Origin of the sequence: Pantoea sp. UBA4549 (assembly GCF_002387285.1) — a bacterium.
Lineage (GTDB): Bacteria > Pseudomonadota > Gammaproteobacteria > Enterobacterales > Enterobacteriaceae > Pantoea > Pantoea borealis.
The window spans coordinates 36,732-55,966 of sequence record NZ_DGLH01000018.1 but is presented as its reverse complement, the minus strand read 5'-3'; the positions used below and the strand labels follow the sequence as shown (position 1 = coordinate 55,966).

The 19,235-nt window shown below is 56.6% G+C and carries 19 protein-coding genes; 13 read left to right on the top strand and 6 right to left on the bottom strand.

The features are described 5' to 3' along the window. Positions 1 to 24: 24 nt before the first annotated feature. Positions 25 to 1,494 (bottom strand): outer membrane channel protein TolC, encoded by a 1,470-nt coding sequence (gene tolC / locus B3041_RS16030; RefSeq protein ID WP_065648169.1) that lies wholly within the window; start codon positions 1,492 to 1,494, stop codon positions 25 to 27. 213 nt (positions 1,495 to 1,707) lie between these two features. Between tolC and nudF the strand changes: the two genes are divergently transcribed. The 6 genes from nudF to B3041_RS16000 are packed head-to-tail and all read left to right on the top strand — an operon-like array spanning position 1,708 to position 7,090. Next, the gene (gene nudF / locus B3041_RS16025) at positions 1,708 to 2,343 is read left to right on the top strand and encodes an ADP-ribose diphosphatase (RefSeq protein WP_065648170.1); all 636 of its coding nucleotides are present in this window, start codon (positions 1,708 to 1,710) and stop codon (positions 2,341 to 2,343) included. After that, positions 2,340 to 2,765, top strand: coding sequence for a DUF1249 family protein (locus B3041_RS16020; RefSeq protein WP_065648171.1), 426 nt, complete (start codon positions 2,340 to 2,342; stop codon positions 2,763 to 2,765). The genes nudF and B3041_RS16020 overlap by 4 nt, the downstream gene beginning before the upstream one ends. A 42-nt stretch (positions 2,766 to 2,807) precedes the next feature. Next, positions 2,808 to 3,635 (top strand): 3',5'-cyclic-AMP phosphodiesterase, encoded by an 828-nt coding sequence (gene cpdA / locus B3041_RS16015; RefSeq protein ID WP_292977149.1) that lies wholly within the window; start codon positions 2,808 to 2,810, stop codon positions 3,633 to 3,635. A gap of 3 nt (positions 3,636 to 3,638) precedes the next feature. Continuing rightward, positions 3,639 to 4,220, top strand: a complete 582-nt coding sequence (yqiA, locus tag B3041_RS16010; protein WP_292977147.1) for an esterase YqiA — start codon at positions 3,639 to 3,641, stop codon at positions 4,218 to 4,220. A gap of 45 nt (positions 4,221 to 4,265) precedes the next feature. Further along, a complete protein-coding gene (parE, locus tag B3041_RS16005) occupies positions 4,266 to 6,161 on the top strand; it encodes a DNA topoisomerase IV subunit B (protein WP_065648174.1) in 1,896 nt (631 codons plus the stop codon). A gap of 29 nt (positions 6,162 to 6,190) precedes the next feature. Beyond that, positions 6,191 to 7,090: a LysR substrate-binding domain-containing protein gene (locus B3041_RS16000; RefSeq protein WP_065648365.1), complete on the top strand. Its 900-nt coding sequence runs from the start codon at positions 6,191 to 6,193 to the stop codon at positions 7,088 to 7,090. Between the two features lie 52 nt (positions 7,091 to 7,142). Here the strand turns inward: B3041_RS16000 and B3041_RS15995 are convergent, their stop codons facing one another. Both B3041_RS15995 and B3041_RS15990 read right to left on the bottom strand, forming a co-directional pair. Then, the gene (locus tag B3041_RS15995; RefSeq protein WP_292977144.1) at positions 7,143 to 7,451 is read right to left on the bottom strand and encodes a putative quinol monooxygenase; all 309 of its coding nucleotides are present in this window, start codon (positions 7,449 to 7,451) and stop codon (positions 7,143 to 7,145) included. A gap of 31 nt (positions 7,452 to 7,482) precedes the next feature. Then, positions 7,483 to 8,064, bottom strand: coding sequence for an NAD(P)H-dependent oxidoreductase (locus tag B3041_RS15990; RefSeq protein WP_065648175.1), 582 nt, complete (start codon positions 8,062 to 8,064; stop codon positions 7,483 to 7,485). 162 nt (positions 8,065 to 8,226) lie between these two features. Between B3041_RS15990 and B3041_RS15985 the strand changes: the two genes are divergently transcribed. The 4 genes from B3041_RS15985 (at position 8,227) to ftsP (ending at position 13,783) form a co-directional block, all read left to right on the top strand. Beyond that, a complete protein-coding gene (locus B3041_RS15985; RefSeq protein ID WP_065648176.1) occupies positions 8,227 to 8,991 on the top strand; it encodes a transporter substrate-binding domain-containing protein in 765 nt (254 codons plus the stop codon). A gap of 212 nt (positions 8,992 to 9,203) precedes the next feature. Then, the gene (gene parC / locus B3041_RS15980) at positions 9,204 to 11,474 is read left to right on the top strand and encodes a DNA topoisomerase IV subunit A (RefSeq protein ID WP_292977140.1); all 2,271 of its coding nucleotides are present in this window, start codon (positions 9,204 to 9,206) and stop codon (positions 11,472 to 11,474) included. A 38-nt stretch (positions 11,475 to 11,512) separates the two neighbouring features. Further along, positions 11,513 to 12,250, top strand: a complete 738-nt coding sequence (locus B3041_RS15975) for a 1-acylglycerol-3-phosphate O-acyltransferase (protein WP_065648178.1) — start codon at positions 11,513 to 11,515, stop codon at positions 12,248 to 12,250. Between the two features lie 105 nt (positions 12,251 to 12,355). Next, complete coding sequence (ftsP, locus tag B3041_RS15970) at positions 12,356 to 13,783, top strand: cell division protein FtsP (RefSeq protein WP_065648179.1); 1,428 nt, start codon at positions 12,356 to 12,358, stop codon at positions 13,781 to 13,783. A 52-nt stretch (positions 13,784 to 13,835) separates the two neighbouring features. On the opposite strand, the gene dkgA is transcribed toward ftsP, so the two are convergent. Beyond that, positions 13,836 to 14,663, bottom strand: a complete 828-nt coding sequence (dkgA, locus tag B3041_RS15965; RefSeq protein ID WP_292977137.1) for a 2,5-didehydrogluconate reductase DkgA — start codon at positions 14,661 to 14,663, stop codon at positions 13,836 to 13,838. A gap of 193 nt (positions 14,664 to 14,856) precedes the next feature. Between dkgA and B3041_RS15960 the strand changes: the two genes are divergently transcribed. Next, a complete protein-coding gene (locus B3041_RS15960; protein ID WP_065648181.1) occupies positions 14,857 to 15,777 on the top strand; it encodes an AraC family transcriptional regulator in 921 nt (306 codons plus the stop codon). On the opposite strand, the gene B3041_RS15955 is transcribed toward B3041_RS15960, so the two are convergent. Together B3041_RS15955 and metC are read right to left on the bottom strand one after the other, a co-directional pair. After that, complete coding sequence (locus tag B3041_RS15955; RefSeq protein WP_065648182.1) at positions 15,778 to 16,440, bottom strand: DedA family protein; 663 nt, start codon at positions 16,438 to 16,440, stop codon at positions 15,778 to 15,780. Between the two features lie 97 nt (positions 16,441 to 16,537). Next, entirely contained in the window at positions 16,538 to 17,728 is a 1,191-nt protein-coding gene (gene metC / locus B3041_RS15950) for a cystathionine beta-lyase (protein WP_065648183.1), read from the bottom strand. Between the two features lie 248 nt (positions 17,729 to 17,976). Here metC and exbB point away from each other — a divergent pair, with 248 nt between their 5' ends. Both exbB and exbD read left to right on the top strand, forming a co-directional pair. Continuing rightward, positions 17,977 to 18,705 carry a tol-pal system-associated acyl-CoA thioesterase gene (gene exbB, locus B3041_RS15945; protein ID WP_206099891.1) on the top strand — a complete coding sequence of 243 codons (729 nt, stop codon included), beginning with the start codon at positions 17,977 to 17,979 and terminating at the stop codon, positions 18,703 to 18,705. A gap of 5 nt (positions 18,706 to 18,710) precedes the next feature. Next, positions 18,711 to 19,133, top strand: coding sequence for a TonB system transport protein ExbD (gene exbD / locus B3041_RS15940; RefSeq protein WP_065648185.1), 423 nt, complete (start codon positions 18,711 to 18,713; stop codon positions 19,131 to 19,133). Positions 19,134 to 19,235 lie beyond the last annotated feature (102 nt).

The window sequence follows — 19,235 nt, the reverse complement described above, 5'->3', positions numbered from 1 at the left end:
GGGCCGCAGGGGCCCCTTGGCGTATCAGCGGCTGAATGGATTGCCACTGTTGCGTGCTGCCGGCTGAGCAGGTGCCGCCGGTGCGGAGGCTGCCGCCTGCGGTGCACTGTCGGCCTGTGCGGTCTGCTGGCTGTTTTCCGGCGCGACCACTTCAGGTGAGGTCGTTACCTCTTTACCCAGCGCGCTGTTCAGCTGCTGCAGGTCCTGTTCATTGAGGGTACCCAGCGCATATTTGATATTCAGCTGGTTAATCAGATAGCTGTAACGCGCGTTAGAGAGCTGCTGTTTAGCATTAAACAGCGTGGTGGTCGCGTCCAGGACATCAACAATCGTACGGGTACCCACCTGATAGCCTGCTTCAGAGGCGTCCAGTGAGCTTTGCGCAGAGATCACCGCCTGTTTGTACGCGTCAATGCTGCTGATTGACGCATTCACGTTGTTAAACGAGGAGCGTACGGTCTGCACCGCGCTGCGATGCGCACCTTCCAGCTGTTCGCTGGCGGCAACAAAATTGTACTGCGCCTGTTTCACCTGCGAGGTCACTGAACCGCCGCTGTAGAGCGGTAAGGAGAAACTCAGGCCAACCTGATTTGAACCCGATATGGAGTCGTTGTTGGTGATGCTCTGATTCGCCCGGCTGCCGCTATATTTATTGTTAGACAGACCGGTGGATGCGGTCAGATCCAGCGTAGGCATATGGCCCGATTCAGCATAGCGGATCTGTTCACGCGCCAGATCCTGGCTCAGACGCGCAGAGAGCAGGTTGAGGTTACGACTCTCAGCCTGTTTCAGCAGGCTGGCGACCGCATCAGGGCGTGCAGTTTTAAAACGGTCAATGCTCAGCGATGCCAGGGAGAGGTAATCCATCCCGGTGATCTGGCGCAGTGATTCAACCGCATTATCCAGCGTGTTTCGGGCCGTCACTTCATTTGCCAGCACGCTGTCATACTGTGCACGGGCGTTCTGCACATCAGTAATCGCCACCAGGCCGACATTAAAGCGCTGCGTGGTTTGGTCCAGCTCGCGATAGATAGACTGTTTCTGCGCTTCGGTATAAGAGAGCGTATCAATCGCATTCAGCACGTTGAAATAGGCGGTCGCGGTATTAAGGATGAGATCCTGCTGCGCAACCTGGTAGGTGACATCCTGGATGCCAGCGGTTTTTTCCTGCAGCGTCAGGCTACGCCACTTTGACATATCAAAAATCGTCTGCGTTAATTGCAGCGAGGCACTTTTAGTGGTGGTGTTCAGACCGCTGCTATCGCGATAGCCATTATTGTAGGTGTAATCTGCACCCAGACCCAGCTGCGGCAGCAACGGGCTGCGCGCTTCGTTGATCTTTTCAAACGCGGCGTCGCGATCGGCGGCAGAGGCGCGCAGATCGGGATTGCTCAGGCGCGCCTGCTGATAAACCTGCAGCAGGTTTTCTGCCTGGCTGGCAAGGCTGAATCCGCCCAGGCTCAGTCCAATAAAAAATGGGAGCAGTTTTTTCATTTGCATTCCTTTTGTTGCAGCCTGTGACGCGAAAAGTGCTGCTGCTAAGCCAAAAAAATAATCGCCGATTTTACAGAGGCGCTGTCAGAGATAGGTTGGCTGAACGTGCCTTCTTTCCCTAATTTACGTAAATAATTCAGAAAGAACCACTCGGACAGAGCACCAGGGTTGGCTTTTCGATGTTCTATCCCAATCTGCATAAGGAACCAGACGATGGCGGGCGAAAAAAAATCCCCTGTGACTTTCACAAAAAACGATGTAGAAATTATTGCACGCGATACCCGTTATGACGGTTTTTTTTCCATCGTCAGCTATCGCTTTCGCCACCGTCTTTTTAATGGCGGAATGAGTGGTGAAGTGGTGCGTGAAGTTTTCGAGCGCGGACACGCTGCCGTGCTGCTACCCTATGATCCCCTGCGTGACGAAGTCGTCTTAATCGAACAGATCCGCATTCCGGCTCTTGATTCCAGCGCCACACCCTGGCTGCTGGAGATGGTGGCAGGTATCATTGAGCCCGGAGAAACGCCGGAAGCCGTGGTGCGACGCGAAGCACAGGAAGAGGCGGGCCTGAACGTCGGGCGCGTTAAACCCGTTATCAGTTATTTAGCCAGCCCTGGCGGCACTTCTGAGCGGTTATCAGTGCTGGTGGGTGAAGTGGATGCCAGCCTGGCAGAAGGGAACCATGGGCTGGAGGAAGAGAATGAGGATATTCTCGTGCATGTGGTCAGCCGCGAACAGGCTTACCGCTGGGTGGAAGAGGGGATTATTGATAACGCAGCTTCTGTCATTGCGCTGCAATGGCTGGCGTTGCACCATGAAAGACTACGACGTGAGTGGACGGTAAAATGAAACAGCGCTATACCCCTGATTTTCCCGAAATGATGCGCCTGTGCGAAACGAACTTCGCGCAGCTGCGTCGCCTGCTGCCGCGCAGTGATGAAGCAGGCGCCTCGGTGATCTATCAGGTCAACGGCGCCCGTTATCAGCTGACGATAGAGGAATCAACGCGTTACACTACGCTGGTTGAAATCCGTCAGATTGCGCCTGCGGTAAGCTACTGGAGCCTGCCCGCAATGTCAGTACGGCTCTATCACGATGCGATGGTCGCCGAAGTGTGTTCCACACAGCAGATCTATCGCTTTAAAGCACGTTATGATTATCCTAATAAAAAATTGCATCAGCGTGATGAAAAACATCAGATTAACCAGTTTCTGGCTGACTGGCTGCGCTACTGCCTGGCGCACGGCGCACTGGCCGTGCCTGTTTGCTAAACGCGTCTGACGCATTGATGGCGTGGAGATTAAGGAAACGCTTTGGATAGCCTGCTCACTCTTCCTGCGGCACCAGGATCCGCCATCCGGATCCTGCAGATCACTGATACCCATCTCTTCGCAGGGAAGCACCAATCTTTGCTGGGGGTGAATACCTGGGCAAGCTTCGATGCAGTGCTTGATGCTATCGCGTCACAGCAGCACGAATACGATCTGATTATCGCGACCGGCGATCTGGCGCAGGATCATACCGTGGAAGCGTACCAGCATTTTATTACCGGCATTTCCCGCCTGCAAAAGCCCTGCGTCTGGCTGCCTGGCAATCATGACTTCCAGCCAGCCATGGTGAACACCCTTGCGGAAGCAGGGATTGCGGCAGATAAACATGTTTTGCTGGGCGAGCAGTGGCAGCTGCTGCTGCTGGATAGCCAGGTATCTGGCGTGCCGCACGGCATGCTGAGCGACTATCAGCTGGAGTGGCTGGCAGAGTCCCTCGCGCGGTTTCCTGAGCGGCACTCGCTGATACTGCTGCACCATCATCCGGTGCCCTCCGGCTGTACCTGGCTCGACCAGCATAGCCTGCGCAATCCGCATCAGCTGGAAGCGGTATTACAGGCTTTTCCGCAGGCGCAACATCTGGTGTGTGGCCATATTCATCAGGAGCTCGATCTTCGCTGGCAGGGGCGTCGGGTACTGGCCTCGCCTTCTACCTGCGTTCAGTTCAAACCCCACTGCACCAGTTTTACCATTGACACGCTGGCCCCAGGCTGGCGCTGGCTGACGTTAGAGGCGGATGGCTCACTGCATACAGAAGTGAATCGTCTGCAAAGCGATATGTTCCGGCCTGACCTCGACTCGGATGGGTATTGATTGATGGCAACGCTTCTTTACCTGCACGGATTTAACAGTTCGCCGCAATCAGCCAAAGCGACGCAGCTGCAGGCGTGGTGTGCCGCAGAGCAGCCGCACATTAATGTTCTGGTGCCTCAGCTGCCCGCTTTTCCGGAAGAGGCCGCCAGCCTGCTGGAAGAGCTCGTGATGCAGCATACCGGGGAGCCGCTGGGGCTGGTTGGCTCGTCGCTGGGCGGCTATTTTGCGACCTGGCTGTCGCAATGTTTCATGCTGCCGGCGGTGGTGGTGAATCCGGCCGTTCGCCCGTTTGAGCTGCTGACGGATTATCTGGGCGAGAACCGTAATCCCTACACCGGCCAGCAATATGTGTTAGAGTCACGCCATATTTACGATCTGAAAGTGATGCAGATTGACCCGCTTGACGCGCCCGATCTGCTCTGGTTATTGCAGCAGACCGGCGATGAGATCCTCGACTATCGCCAGGCGCTGAATTACTACAGCGCATGCCGGCAGACGGTTGAAGAGGGCGGCAATCACGCCTTTATCGGATTTGAACGCCATTTTACGCAGATAGTAGATTTTCTGGGGCTATCCCTCTCCTAAGCTGCGTCATGGGCTCCTTTTCCTCTTGTTCATCAGACAAATACAATGAGCCAATCAAACTATAATGCTGACGCGATTGAGGTCTTAACCGGCCTTGAGCCTGTGCGTCGTCGTCCGGGAATGTATACCGATACCACCCGGCCAAACCATCTGGGCCAGGAAGTCATCGATAACAGCGTGGATGAAGCGCTGGCGGGCCATGCCAGCCGGGTCGAGGTGATCCTGCACGCCGATCAGTCGCTGGAAGTGATCGACGACGGACGCGGTATGCCGGTGGACATTCATCCGGAAGAGGGCGTGCCGGCAGTTGAACTGATCCTGTGCCGGCTGCACGCAGGCGGTAAATTCTCCGGTAAAAACTACCAGTTTTCCGGCGGCCTGCACGGTGTGGGCATCTCGGTTGTCAACGCGCTATCCACGCGGGTTGAAGTCACCGTTCGGCGTAATGGCGAGGTTTATCGTATCGCTTTTGAGCATGGCGAAAAGGTTGAAGACCTCAAAGTGATAGGTACGGTCGCCAAACGTAACACGGGCACCAGCGTCCATTTCTGGCCTGATGTCAGCTTCTTCGACAGCCCGCGCTTTTCCGTATCACGTCTGAAACATCTGCTCAAAGCGAAAGCGGTACTCTGTCCCGGCGTTGAGATTGTCTTTAAAGATAAGGTGAATAACAGCGAGCAGACCTGGCTGTATCAGGATGGTCTGACCGATTATCTGAGTGAGGCGGTCAACGGGCTGCCCACGCTGCCGGAAACGCCGTTTACAGGCAGCTTTGCCGGCGACGTGGAGGCGGTAGACTGGGCACTGCTGTGGTTACCGGAAGGGGGCGAGCTGCTGACGGAAAGCTACGTTAACCTGATCCCGACCATGCAGGGCGGCACGCACGTGAACGGTCTGCGTCAGGGACTGCTGGATGCCATGCGCGAATTCTGTGAATACCGCAATATCTTACCGCGTGGCGTTAAGCTGTCAGCGGAAGATATCTGGGATCGCTGCGCCTATGTGTTATCGGTAAAAATGCAGGATCCGCAGTTTGCCGGTCAGACTAAAGAACGTCTCTCGTCGCGTCAGTGTGCGGCCTTTGTTTCGGCGGTGGTGAAAGATGCGTTCAGCCTGTGGCTGAATCAGAACGTGCAGGCGGCAGAAATGCTGGCTGAGCTGGCGATTTCCAGCGCACAGCGCCGTATGCGCGCGGCGAAAAAAGTGGTGCGTAAAAAGCTCACCAGCGGACCGGCGCTGCCGGGCAAACTGGCAGACTGCACCGCCCAGGATCTGAACAAAACCGAGCTGTTCCTGGTTGAGGGTGACTCAGCGGGCGGATCGGCCAAACAGGCGCGCGATCGCGAATACCAGGCGATTATGCCGCTGAAAGGTAAGATCCTGAATACCTGGGAGGTCTCTTCTGATGAAGTGCTGGCGTCGCAGGAGGTGCATGACATCTCCGTGGCGATTGGCATCGATCCGGATAGCGAAGATCTGAGCCAGCTGCGCTACGGCAAAATCTGTATCCTGGCGGATGCGGACTCCGATGGCCTGCATATCGCCACGCTGCTGTGCGCGCTGTTTGTGAAGCACTTCCGTTCACTGGTGCAGCACGGGCACGTCTATGTCGCGATGCCGCCGCTCTACCGTATCGATCTTGGTAAAGAGGTTTACTATGCGCTGGATGAAGATGAAAAAGAGGGCGTGCTGGAGCAGCTGAAGCGGAAAAAAGGCAAGCCTAACGTGCAGCGTTTTAAAGGCCTGGGTGAAATGAACCCGCTCCAGCTGCGCGAAACCACACTCGATCCGAACACCCGGCGTCTGGTACAGCTGACGATTGCAGATGAAGATATTGAACAGACTCTGCGCATAATGGATATGCTGCTGGCGAAGAAACGGTCTGAAGATCGCCGCAACTGGTTGCAGGAGAAAGGCGATCTCGCCGATCTCGACGTTTAATCGTGGCGACGCGCGCTGAGGATAACACGGTGAAGATTACGCTCGAAGAGCTGCGCGCATGGGTGGCGGTGGTTGACAGCGGTTCAATTACCGCCGCTGCAGAACAGCTGGAGCAGACCACTTCCGGCATCAGCCGCGCGCTCAGCCGGCTGGAGAGTAAGCTACAGACCACGCTGATGCATCGCACCACGCGCCGTCTGGCGCTGACCGATGAAGGCGTTATTTTTCTTGAGCACGCCCGCCAGATCCTGACATCCGTTGAGCGGGCCGAAGAGCAGATTGCCCGCCGGCGTGAGACGCCCGCCGGTCGACTGCGCATTAACGCCAATACGCCCTTTATGCTGCACGTGATTGTGCCGCTGCTGGCGGAGTTCCGGCAACAGTATCCGCAAATTGAGCTTGAACTGAACACAGACGATATCGTTATTGATCTGCTGGAACAGCAAACCGATATCGCGATTCGCATCGGCGAACTGCGTGACTCGACGCTGCGCGCCAGAGTATTAGGCAGCAGCGCTACACGGCTGGTCGCCAGCCCGGACTATCTGGCAAAACATGGCGTACCCGGCAGCGTGGCCGCGCTGAGCCAGCATCAGCTGATTGGCTTTAGCCAGCTGGATACCCATAATATCTGGCCCGTCTGGCAGCAGGAGGGCGAATTCCTGCGTATTAAGCCGACTCTGACCGCCTCCAGCGGCGAAACGCTGCGTCAGCTGGCCCTGCAGGGGCTGGGCATTGTCAGACTCTCTGATTTTGTCAGCCGGGAAGATCGTGAACAGGGGCGGCTGATGGATGTGCTGGCCAGCGAAACCCGGGAGTTACGCCTGCCGGTGCATGCCGTCTACTATCGCAATCAGACGCTGAGCTCGCGCGTCACCTGCTTTCTTGATTTCCTGCAGGAGAAAATCCAGCGTCAGCAGCTGATTTAGGCATCAGGGTGACAGACGCTCCGGCTTAGCCAGAGCGTTGTCTCAGGAAAAGTCAGCTGGCCGGTTCCAGCACCAGAATTTTCACATCCACTACATCATCTTTGATTCGGGCGCGGTGTGCATCCATATGCGGCATCTGCTGATGCTGCTCCAGCGCCCGCAGCGACGCCCACTGCTCCAGCATAAAGATGGAGTCGGGTGAATTTTGCTTCCACGGCACCTGTGCCTGATGGTCGAGCAGTGCATCATACTGACGGCAACCCTCTTCCTGCAGTACCGCCGGAATCAGCTCATTAATTGCATCCAGCACCGCCTGACGACGACCCGGTTTAACACAAATTTCAGCGACGACCGTTAACATAGCGCTTCCTCTTTTCCCGTTGTGCTTACAGTTAAGCAAAGATTGCGCTGAGATGAGTCCGATAACGTGCAATATCGCGCGGCACATCGGGCTGTTTGATAACGTCATTGCAGATAAAGGTGGGCAGCGCCTCCATTCCGAGGAACTGATTCGCCTTATGGAAGTGCAGATAGAGGCCATCCACGCCCACGCCTTCAAAGAACTGATCGGCTTCGGTAAAGGCTTCCAGCGGCGCGTTCCACGTCAGCGACAGCATATATTTTTTACCCTGAATCAGGCCGCCGGACCCATACTTTTTGCCGGCGTCGCTGCGTGAGCGGCCATCGCTGGCGTAGAGTTTACCGTGCCCTTCGGTAAAGACCTCATCAATATATTTTTTTACCGTCCACGGCTCGCCCATCCACCAGCCCGGCATCTGATAGATCACCACATCGCTGTCCAGATACTTCCGGATCTCCTCTGCGACGTCGTAGTTACTGTCAGCCAGCGTGACAGAGACCTGATGACCCAGATCGCGCAGCTGGCTGGCCGCAACGTCAGTCAGCGTATGATTGAGCTCGCCTTTTGAGTGAGCAAAGGTTTTGCCGCCGTCAATGATCAGAATGTTGCTCATAATGTTTTGCACCTGAATGTTAGTTTGATGCGGCCCACTTTACGCGTGAAAGCCGCACAGAAAAATGTGCCACGGGTCACAATACTGTTGCTTATAAAGCAATAATGCTCCGGCCTGTGAAACACTCTGTGCGCAACCCATCATTAAAAATAAGAAGAGACCATGAAAAAACAGGTAACTGTCGCGCTGCTGCTGGTAGCAGGCGCGGCTCAGGCACAGTCACGTCTCGATCTCATTCAGCAACAGCAGACGCTGCGCGTCTGTACCACCGGCGACTATAAGCCCTACAGCTTTCTGCGTAGTGACGGTAACTACGAAGGGCTGGATATCAGCATGGCGCAGTCGCTGGCCGCCAGCCTGGGGGCCAAAGTAGCCTGGGTGCCGACGACCTGGAAAACGCTGAGTGCCGATTTTGTTGCCCGCCAGTGTGATATCGCGCTGGGTGGCGTATCGGTCACGCTGAAACGCCAGAAAATCGCCTGGTTTGCCCGACCGCTGGGAACAGATGGCAAAATTCCGCTGGTGCGCTGTGAGGACAAAGCGCGCTATCAGACCATTGAGCAGATCAACCGGCGCGAGGTGCGGGTGATTGAGCCTGCCGGGGGCACCAACGAAGCCTTTGTGCACAGCCATTTGCCGCAGGCTACGCTGCAGCTGGCAGAAAATACGATCATCTTTCAGCAGCTGGCAGATAAAAAAGCGGATGTGATGATCACCGACGCGTCTGAAGCACAGTTTCAGCAGCAGCACTATCCGTCGCTTTGCGCCATTAATCCGGATAAGCCGATGCAGTATGGCGAAAAAGCCTACATGCTGCCGCGCGATGATATGAGCTGGAAACTCTATGTGGATCAGTGGCTGCATCTGGCAACGGCGACGGGCGAATATGCGGCGATCCAGAAAGAATGGCTCGGTACAGCGCCCTGATGCGGTACAGAGTAACGGCATTTTTTGCTGCGGGAAATCCGCGTTTTCTCAACGGCTTAAAACAGCCAGATTCGTTTACTGTACTGTTGTTTTTTAACGCAAACCTTTCTGCCGCAGAGACACGGCTTCTCTGTGACTAACTCGCGTGAATAAGGTACTATCCTCGCCAAATGACCCGCCGGTGCGGGCCACGAAGTGAGGATGCAAACGTAATGAGCGAAATGACGCAGGATGGTGCAGAGCGTCTTGCCCTGCACAAGTTTACCGAAAAAGCGTACCTGGATTACTCCATGTATGTGATTATGGATCGCGCGCTGCCCTATATCGGTGACGGTCTGAAGCCGGTGCAGCGCCGTATCGTCTACGCCATGTCAGAGCTGGGCCTGAGCGCCAGCGCCAAATTTAAGAAGTCAGCGCGCACCGTTGGTGACGTGCTGGGTAAATATCATCCGCATGGCGATAGCGCCTGTTATGAAGCGATGGTATTGATGGCGCAGCCGTTCTCCTATCGTTATCCGCTGGTTGATGGTCAGGGTAACTGGGGCGCACCGGACGATCCCAAATCCTTTGCCGCGATGCGCTATACCGAATCGCGCCTCTCTAAATATGCGGAAGTGCTGCTCAGCGAGCTGGGTCAGGGCACGGTTGATTACATCCCGAATTTTGACGGCACGCTGCAGGAACCCAAAATGCTGCCGGCGCGGCTGCCCAACATTCTGCTTAACGGCACCACCGGTATCGCCGTCGGCATGGCAACGGACATTCCGCCACACAACCTGCGTGAAGTAGCAGAAGCTGCAGTACGGCTGATCGACAAACCCAAAACCACGCTGGATGAGCTGCTGGATATCGTGCAGGGGCCCGACTATCCGACGGAAGCCGAGATCATTACGCCGCGTGAAGAGATCCGCAAGATCTACCAGAGCGGGCGCGGATCGGTCCGCCAGCGTGCTGTCTGGAAAAAAGAAGAGGGTGAGGTAGTGATCACCGCGCTGCCGCATCAGGTTTCCGGCGCGCGCGTGCTGGAGCAGATTGCTGCCCAGATGCGTAACAAAAAACTGCCGATGATTGAGGATCTGCGTGACGAATCCGATCACGAAAACCCGACGCGGCTGGTGATTGTACCGCGCTCAAACCGCGTCGATCTCGATCAGGTCATGCATCATCTCTTTGCCACCACCGATCTGGAAAAGAGCTACCGCGTTAACCTGAACATGATTGGTCTGGATAACCGTCCGGCAGTGAAAAACCTGCTGGAAATCCTCTCTGAATGGCTGATTTACCGGCGCGATACGGTCACGCGCCGCCTGAATTACCGGCTTGAGCGCGTGCTGCGCCGCCTGCATATCCTTGAGGGGCTGCTGGTTGCGTTTCTGAACATTGATGATGTGATCCACATCATCCGCAGTGAAGATGAACCCAAAGCGGTCCTGATGTCGCGCTTTGCAATCAGCGAAACGCAGGCAGAAGCGATTCTGGAGCTGAAGCTGCGCCATCTTGCGAAACTCGAAGAGATGAAAATCCGCGGCGAGCAGGCCGAACTGGAGAAAGAGCGCGATCAGCTGCAGGCTACGCTCGCGTCTGAACGCAAAATGAACAGCCTGCTGAAGAAAGAGCTGCAGGCTGACAGTCAGGCGTACGGCGATGAGCGTCGTTCACCGCTGCATGAGCGCGAAGAAGCCAAAGCGCTGAGCGAAAATGAGCTGGTAAGCGCCGAGCCGGTGACCATCGTGCTGTCGCAGATGGGCTGGGTGCGCAGCGCCAAAGGGCACGATATCGACCCCACCGGCCTGAGCTACAAAGCGGGAGACAGCTATCGCGCGGCCGCGCGCGGCAAGAGCAATCAGCCGGTGGCGTTTATTGACTCCACCGGACGCAGCTATACGCTCGATCCCACCTCCCTGCCATCGGCGCGCGGGCAGGGCGAACCGCTGACCGGCAAGCTGACGCTTCCGCCGGGCGCGGTCATGGAACAGGTGCTGATGGAAGCGGACGATCAGAAGCTGCTGATGGCCTCGGATGCCGGTTACGGCTTTATCTGCACCTTTGCCGATCTGGTATCGCGCAACCGGGCCGGTAAAGCGCTGCTGACGCTGCCGGAAAATGCCCGCGTCATGACGCCGCTGGCGGTCAACTCCGGTGATGACATGCTGCTGGCCATTACCCAGGCGGGCAGAATGCTGATGTTCCCGGTGGCTGACCTGCCGCAAATGTCAAAAGGCAAAGGCAATAAAATTATCTCTATTCCTGCCGCAGACGCCGCCTCCGGCGCCGACCGGCTGCAGTGGCTACTGATTCTGACGCCGGGCAGCACCCTTACTCTCTATGTGGGTAAACGTAAGCTGATCCTGCGCGATGAAGATCTGCAAAAAGTGCGTGCCGATCGCGGCCGTCGTGGCAGCGTATCACGCGGCCTGCAGCGTATTGACAGCGTTGAAGTCAATGCGCCGGCACGCCCCAAGCGTGACGCAGCTGCAGAGTAATCGGGTTATCTGCAAAGGAGTACTTTTTTGAGGACGCTATGCTACTAATTTTACGCGCAATAATTATTATCATTTATTCCATACTGGTCTGTGTATTCGGCAGCATCTGGTGCCTGTTTTCACCGCGCAACCCGCGCCATGTGGCGACGTTTGGCCATCTTTTTGGCCGGCTCTCCGGAGTGCTGGGCGTTAAAGTTGAACTGCGCAGGCCCGCAGAAGCAGCGAATTATGGTAATGCTATCTACATCGCAAACCATCAGAACAACTATGACATGATCACGGCAGCGAAAATCGTACAGCCGACCACCGTGACCGTAGGCAAAAAGAGCCTGTTGTGGATCCCGTTTTTCGGGCAGCTCTACTGGCTGACAGGCAACCTGTTGATCGATCGTGATAACCGTGCCAAAGCACACGGCACGATTGGAGAGATTGTCGGGCAGTTTAAAAAGAAGCGTATCTCGTTCTGGATGTTCCCGGAAGGTACGCGCAGCCGTGGTCGCGGACTGCTGCCGTTTAAGACCGGCGCGTTTCACGCGGCTGTTGCTGCCGGCGTACCGATTATCCCGATCGTGGTCTCTAATACCCACGGCAAAATTAATATGAATCGCTGGAAGAATGGCCTGGTGATTGTAGAGATGCTGCCACCGGTCGATACCGCCCAGTTTGAGACCGCCTCTGTGCGTAAGCTGGCGACCCACTGCCGTGAAATAATGTCTGCTAAGCTGGAAGAGTTAAACGCAGAAGTCGCTGAACGCGAAAAAAACGGTAAAATCTGAGCCTTATCCGGGGGCGGTGAATACTGCCCCTGCGCACCACAGCAAAATTAACAACAACAACATGGACACGGCGTTTTACGCCACGCTCAAAAGGTCTGAAGTTTTATGTCTTGCAGCAGACGTCACTTTATTCAGCTTTCTGCCGGCGTTGCGCTGGCTTCATCGGCATTGCCTTTTTCAGCCCGCGCCGCTGCTCCGGCAGGCGATGTCCCGCTGCCGGTCCCGCCGCTGATTGAATCCCGTCGCGGACAGCCACTGTTTCTGACGCTGCAGCGCAGTCACTGGTCGTTTACGGGCAGCGGCAGCAAAGTACCGGTCTGGGGCATTAACGGCCTCTATCTGGGGCCGACCGTACGGGTTTACAGCGGTGATGATGTCAAACTTATCTACAGCAACCGGCTTAATGAGCCGGTGGCGATGACGGTCAGCGGTCTGCAGGTGCCGGGCGCGCTGATGGGCGGGGCACCCCGCCTGATGTCAGCGGGTGCTGACTGGTCGCCAGTGCTGCCTATCCGGCAGGGAGCGGCGACGCTGTGGTATCACGCCAGCACGCCGAATCATATGGCACCGCACGTCTACAATGGTCTGGCAGGAATGTGGCTGATTGAAGATGAGGTGAGCAAATCTCTGCCGCTGCCTAAACACTATGGCGTGGATGATTTTCCGCTGGTGATTCAGGATAAGCGCCTCGATAACTTTGCCACGCCGGTGTATAACCCGCCGTCAGAAGGCGGATTTCTCGGGGATACGCTGCTGGTTAACGGCGTGCAGAATCCCTATGTTGATGTTTCCCGCGGCTGGGTGCGCCTGCGCCTGCTGAACGCCGCCAATGCCCGACGCTTTGACCTGCGTTTCTCCGACAACCGTCCTTTTACCGTTATTGCCAGCGATCAGGGTTTTCTGCCTTCGCCGGTCGCGGTGCAGACGCTCTCTCTGGCACCTGGCGAGCGACGTGAGGTGCTGGTGGATATGTCGCAGGGTGATGAAGTGTCGATTACAGCGGGCACGGCGGCAGGCATTATGGATCGCCTGCGCGGCCTGTTTGAACCCTCATCCATTCTGACCAACACGCTGGTGCTGACGCTGCGTCCGACCGGGCTGTTACCGCTGGTCACGGATAACCTGCCGATGCGTCTGCTGGCCGATCAGATCCTGGATGGCGCTGCAGTGCGGACGCGCGAGTTTCGTATTGGCGACAGCGTACCGGGCATCAATGGCGCGCTATGGGATATGAGCCGCATCGATACCACCGCGCAGCAGGGGACGTTTGAACGCTGGATTATTCACGCCGATCGCCCGCAGTCGCTGCATATTCAGGGCGTGATGTTTCTCATCAAGAGCGTCAACGGCGCGCAGTCAATGGGCGAAGATCGCGGCTGGAAAGATACCGTCTGGGTCGACGGCAGTGTTGAGCTGCTGGTGAGTTTTCCGCAAAGCGCCAGCGATCATTTCCCGTTTGTTTACTACAGCCAGACGCTGGAACTGGCCGATCGCGGTACGGCAGGGCAGATGGTCGTCAATCCGCTTTCCTGAAGCTGAGTGTGAAAGGGCCGCCGCTGAGGGCGGCCGCAAACATCATACTGCTTTAGCCGTTAAATGCTTCCGGATCGGGTCCCAGACGCTGGCCCTTATCCAGTTTGGTGATTTCACTGATCTCACTTTTCTCCAGCCGGAAATCAAAGACTTTAAAGTTCTCTTCAATGCGTGCCGGGGTGACTGATTTCGGGATCACCACCAGGCCGCTGTCCAGATGCCAGCGGATCACAATCTGCGCGGCGCTCTTGCCATATTTCTTCGCCAGCGTGCGGATAATCTCCTGATCGAAAACACCTTCGCCACCCTGTGCCAGCGGGCTCCAGGACTCTGTCTGGATCTGATGCAGCGCGTTCCAGGCGTGCAGCGTACGCTGCTGCAGCATCGGGTGCAGTTCAATCTGATTCACCACCGGCGTTACGCCGGTTTCATCAATCAGGCGTTTCAGATGGGCTTCATGAAAGTTACAGACGCCGATGCTTTTGGTCAGGCCCTGCTGCTGCAGCTCAACCATCTTTTTCCATGCCTCAACGTAGGTATCTTTCGCCGGACATGGCCAGTGCATCAGGTAGAGATCCACGCTATCGAGCTGCAGTTTCTCCAGGCTGGTCTCCATCGCCTGCTGTACATTCTGCTGATCGTCATTCCACAGCTTGGTGGTCACGAAAATATCGTCGCGCGCTACGGAGGTGTCCTTCAGCGCCCGGCCAATCGCCTCTTCATTTTTATAGGCGGCAGCGGTATCGATAGAGCGATAACCCACTTCCAGCGCTTTCAGTACGGCGGTATGTGCCTCTTCCTGACTTGCCTGCCAGACACCGAGGCCAAGCTGCGGCATCATGTTGCCGTCACGCAGTTTGATAATAGGTTGATCTGTCATAGGGGCTCCTTTTTCATTGCGGTCGCTGAATGATCAAACGGTGTGCTTAAGTCTAGACAACAAACGCGCAGTGCGGATCGCTCCGCCAGCGCGCTCTCTGACCCTTTTCTGCAAAAATCTTGCCTGATCCTCCAGAGGAGTAGAGCTTTATGCAGCGTTGCGGCACACTGGTTTTTTTACCCGGAAAGCCGCCATGTCTCATGACGCTCTGTGTCGCCAGCTTGCCCGCCGGGTCGTCGCGCTCATGTGCGACCCGCATAAACCGCACTGTGCGGTGAAAAATGTCCGGCTTATCTATGCCAGCGAAACGCTGCCGCGTACGCCAATGATGTATCAGCCTGGTATCGTGATCCTGTTTCAGGGACGTAAAACCGGTTATCTCGGCAGCACGGTATTTCACTATGACGCCAGTAAATATCTGATGCTGACGGTGCCGCTGCCGGTTGAGTGCGAAACGGAAGCCACCCCCGATGCGCCGCTGGCGGGTATGTGCCTGAGCGTTGATACCGCCTCGCTGCAGGACCTGCTGCTGGATATCGGTGATGATGAGCAGTTTCAGCCCGCCGTGCAGACCTCGGGTATCCATTCTGCTTTTCTGAGCGAAGAGATGCTGTGTGCCGCAGAGCGGCTGCTGGATGTGATGAGCCATCCGCGCGATGCGCGCGTGCTTGGGCCGCAGCTGGTACGGGAAATCCTTTATTATGTGCTGACCGGCCCGATTGGCGGGGCGCTGCTGTCGCTGGTTAACCGGCAGACGCAGTTCAGTCTGATTGCGCGCGCGCTGCGGCGGATTGAAACGCATTTTGCCGGGAGCCTGAGCGTTGAGACGCTGGCGGCCGAGGTCAACATGAGCGTGTCCGCGTTTCATCACAACTTTAAAGCGGTAACGCAGACGTCACCGCTGCAGTACCTTAAACGCTATCGTCTGCATCAGGCGCGGCTGATGATGCTGCAGGATAATGTGAAGGCAAGCACAGCGGCATTGCGCGTCGGGTATGAGAGTCCGTCACAGTTTTCCCGCGAGTTCAAACGGCTGTTTGGCACCACGCCGGGTGAAGAGGTTAACCGTGCGCGTCAAACAGTGCGGGCGCTGCCGTTTGACGCGGCGTCTTAATCAGGAGGGTTTCTGGCGGCGTTTTTTCCAGATCACCACAATGCTGCCGGCCAGCCCGGTAAACAGCAGCACCAGCGGCAGGATCATCAGAATAGCCATCACCTGATCTTCATGCCGTTTGATAAACGGCACCTGGCTGATGCCGTAGCCCATGGTGACCACAATACCGACCCACAATACGCCGCTCAGCCAGTTAAACAGCTGAAAGCGGCTGTTGCGCAGCCCGGAGATGCCCGCCATGGTAGGCAGCAGGGTACGGACAAACGCCAGGAAACGGCCCACCAGCAGCGCCATCAGTCCGTGGCGGTTAAACAGATGCCAGGCGCGCTGATGGTATTGTGCGGGCAGATGCATCAGCCAGCTTTTCACCAGCTTTGTATTGCCCAGCCAGCGCCCCTGCAGATAGCTCAGCCAGCAGCCGAGGCTGGCGGCGGTGGTCAGGATCACCATGGTCGGCACAAAGTCCATGACGCCTTTGGCAATCATTGCGCCCGCCAGCAGCAGCAGACTGTCACCCGGCAGAAACGACGCCGGTAATAAACCATTTTCCAGAAACAGCGTCAGAAACATCACGCCGTAGACAATCCATACGACATCCGGATTGGCCAGCGCAGCAAAATCCTGATGCCAGAGCGCCTGGACAATCTCATGTAAAACACCCATCTGCTATCCCGTCGAGTTACAAGGCTTTTATAATAGCCCCCCGCAGCCGCCTGCGCGTTGATCTGACACGGGCGGCTGCCGAGGGTTGAAGGTTGGTTTAACTTGTTAAGCGGTCAAAACCCGCCTGCAGATCGGCCAGCAGGTCGCTGACGTGCTCCAGACCGATATGCAGACGTATCAGGGTGCCATCAAAGTCGATACCGCCTGCCGGACGAATCGCCGCCAGCTCTTCTGGCTGGCTGGCCAGAATCAGGGATTCATAACCGCCCCATGAATAGGCCATGCTGAAATGATGGAAGCGATCGAGATAATTTGCCAGCTGCTGCGCATTCAGACGCTCATGCAGCACAAATGAAAACAGGCCGCTGCTGCCGCTGAAGTCGCGCTGCCAGAAACGGTGTCCCGGACTCTGCGCCAGCGCCGGATGGTTGACCCGCGCCACTTCAGGCCGGCCACTCAGCCACTCAGCCACCTGCAGCGCACTCTCTTCATGCTGGCGCAGGCGGGTACCCAGAGTACGCAGGCCGCGGCTCGCCATATAGGCGGTATCCGCATCGACCATCTGCCCCATCAGGTAGGAGTTCTCACGCAGCTGCGGCCAGCAGCGGGCGTTTGCCACCGCGGTGCCGATCATGGCATCACTGTGGCCAATGATATACTTCGTGCCAGCCTGAATAGAGATATCCACTCCGAACGCCAGCGCGTTAAACAGCACGCCCGCCGCCCAGGTGTTATCCAGCATGATAATTGCTTCGGGCGCTTTGGCGCGCACGGCCGCCACAATGGCCGGGATATCCTGCACTTCCATCGTTACAGACGCCGGCGATTCCAGAAACACCACGCGGGTATTGGGCTGCACCAGTTCACCGATCTCACTGCCGATGCAGTGATCAAACCAAGTGGTGGTGACCTGCATTTTGGTGAGGATTTTGGTACAGAAATCCTGCGTGGGTTCGTAAACCGCTCCGCTCATCAGTACGTGATCGCCCGTTTCAACAAACGCCAGAATGGCGTTGGCAACGGCGGCTGCGCCGCAGGGATAGAGTGCACAGCCCGCGCCCCCTTCCAGTTCGGTCATGGCATCCTGCAGCGAAAAGTGCGTGAGCGTGCCGCGACGGCCATAAAAGAGTTCGCCTTCGGCACGCCCGGCGGTGGCGCGTTGTTTATCCGCGACGGTGTCAAAAACCAGGGATGAGGCGCGCTGTATAACGCTGTTCACCGCGCCCTGCGTATAACGTTTATTACGTCCTGCGCTCACCAGCGCGGTATCCAGTTTTTTCGTAGCCATCACTGCCTGTCCTGACCCATCTTACAAAGCGTTCACGTTACCACGAATCAGGGGCAGGGGTTGAGCCTGTTTACCGATTATCAGAGTCGCGCCAGCCCGGCGGCCGCGGCACAAGAACAGCAGGAGGACGCTTTGTAAATAGTAATGAGAACGACTATCACTTAGATCCTTTTTTTTGCTATGATCGTCTCTTCAGTCGTGAACTCTACAACAGAATCTGGAGATGCAGCGTGGTAGCCAGTGATTTAATGCAGACAGACCTCTCCGTCTGGGGGATGTACCAGCATGCCGACATCGTGGTGAAAATTGTCATGATTGGCCTGTTACTGGCATCCGTCGTAACCTGGGCTATCTTTTTTGGCAAATATGCTGAACTGAGCGCCGCGAAACGTCGTCTGAAAAAAGAGCATCAGGCGCTGGGCGAAGCACGCTCACTGGCTGACGCTTACCGTACAGCAGAGGCCTTTAAAGCCAGCAGCCACAGCGCCCTGCTGCTGGCCGATGCGCGCGAGGAGCTGGCGCTGTCGGCCGGTACGGAAGATCTGGCGGGTATTAAAGAGCGCACCAGCTTTCGCCTTGAGCGTCGCGTGGGGGCCTTCAGCCGTCATGCCGGGCGCGGCAACGGTTTTCTGGCAACCATTGGTTCTGTGGCGCCTTTTATCGGCCTGTTCGGCACCGTCTGGGGCATCATGAACAGCTTTATCGGCATCGCTAAAACGCAGACCACCAACCTTGCCGTGGTCGCACCCGGTATCGCCGAAGCGCTGCTGGCGACTGCGGTTGGCCTGGTTGCCGCTATTCCTGCCGTGGTCATCTACAACGTCTTTGCGCGCATGATTGCCAATTACAAAGCGTCGCTGGGGGATGTCGCGGCCCAGGTGCTGCTGCTGCAGAGTCGCGATCTGGATCTCGGTACGGCGCACGTCGCAGCGGAAACCAGCCGTCCGGCCGCGGCGCATAAGCTGCGCGCAGGGTAACGATTATGGCGATGCGTTTAAACGACGATGCCGCTGGCGACAGCGAAATGCATGAGATCAACGTTACGCCGTTTATCGACGTTATGCTGGTGCTGCTGATTATCTTTATGGTGGCGGCACCGCTGGCAACGGTGGATGTGCGCGTTAATCTGCCAGCGTCCACCAGCGCACCACAGCCCCGCCCGGATAAGCCGGTTTACCTTTCAATTAAAGCGGATAAGCAGATCTATATCGGCAATGATGCGGTGACCAAAGAGACGCTGGTGAAGGCGCTGACTACGCAGACTGCGGGAGATAAGCAGACGACTATTTTCTTCCAGGCCGATAAGTCAGTGGATTATGAAACACTGATGGCGGTTATGGACCAGCTGCGTGAGGCAGGCTATCTGAAGATTGGCCTGATGGGAATGGAAGCCGCCAGCAAATAGCCACGCTGTTCCTGCAGAAGAAAGCCGCTGATAACAGCGGCTTTTTTTGTATGTACTTCTCCACAGGGCGGCTGTCAGAACAGCGCCGTATTGTTAATTTCC

Bases quoted from the DNA above. Each gene is read 5' to 3' on its own strand.
- tolC (WP_065648169.1), bottom strand. From the start codon at position 1,494: ATGAAAAAACTGCTCCCATTTTTTATTGGACTGAGCCTGGGCGGATTC.
- nudF (WP_065648170.1), top strand. From the start codon at position 1,708: ATGGCGGGCGAAAAAAAATCCCCTGTGACTTTCACAAAAAACGATGTA.
- B3041_RS16020 (WP_065648171.1), top strand. From the start codon at position 2,340: ATGAAACAGCGCTATACCCCTGATTTTCCCGAAATGATGCGCCTGTGC.
- yqiA (WP_292977147.1), top strand. From the start codon at position 3,639: ATGGCAACGCTTCTTTACCTGCACGGATTTAACAGTTCGCCGCAATCA.
- parE (WP_065648174.1), top strand. From the start codon at position 4,266: ATGAGCCAATCAAACTATAATGCTGACGCGATTGAGGTCTTAACCGGC.
- B3041_RS15995 (WP_292977144.1), bottom strand. From the start codon at position 7,451: ATGTTAACGGTCGTCGCTGAAATTTGTGTTAAACCGGGTCGTCGTCAG.
- B3041_RS15990 (WP_065648175.1), bottom strand. From the start codon at position 8,064: ATGAGCAACATTCTGATCATTGACGGCGGCAAAACCTTTGCTCACTCA.
- B3041_RS15985 (WP_065648176.1), top strand. From the start codon at position 8,227: ATGAAAAAACAGGTAACTGTCGCGCTGCTGCTGGTAGCAGGCGCGGCT.
- parC (WP_292977140.1), top strand. From the start codon at position 9,204: ATGAGCGAAATGACGCAGGATGGTGCAGAGCGTCTTGCCCTGCACAAG.
- B3041_RS15975 (WP_065648178.1), top strand. From the start codon at position 11,513: ATGCTACTAATTTTACGCGCAATAATTATTATCATTTATTCCATACTG.
- ftsP (WP_065648179.1), top strand. From the start codon at position 12,356: ATGTCTTGCAGCAGACGTCACTTTATTCAGCTTTCTGCCGGCGTTGCG.
- dkgA (WP_292977137.1), bottom strand. From the start codon at position 14,663: ATGACAGATCAACCTATTATCAAACTGCGTGACGGCAACATGATGCCG.
- B3041_RS15960 (WP_065648181.1), top strand. From the start codon at position 14,857: ATGTCTCATGACGCTCTGTGTCGCCAGCTTGCCCGCCGGGTCGTCGCG.
- B3041_RS15955 (WP_065648182.1), bottom strand. From the start codon at position 16,440: ATGGGTGTTTTACATGAGATTGTCCAGGCGCTCTGGCATCAGGATTTT.
- metC (WP_065648183.1), bottom strand. From the start codon at position 17,728: ATGGCTACGAAAAAACTGGATACCGCGCTGGTGAGCGCAGGACGTAAT.
- exbB (WP_206099891.1), top strand. From the start codon at position 17,977: ATGCAGACAGACCTCTCCGTCTGGGGGATGTACCAGCATGCCGACATC.
- exbD (WP_065648185.1), top strand. From the start codon at position 18,711: ATGGCGATGCGTTTAAACGACGATGCCGCTGGCGACAGCGAAATGCAT.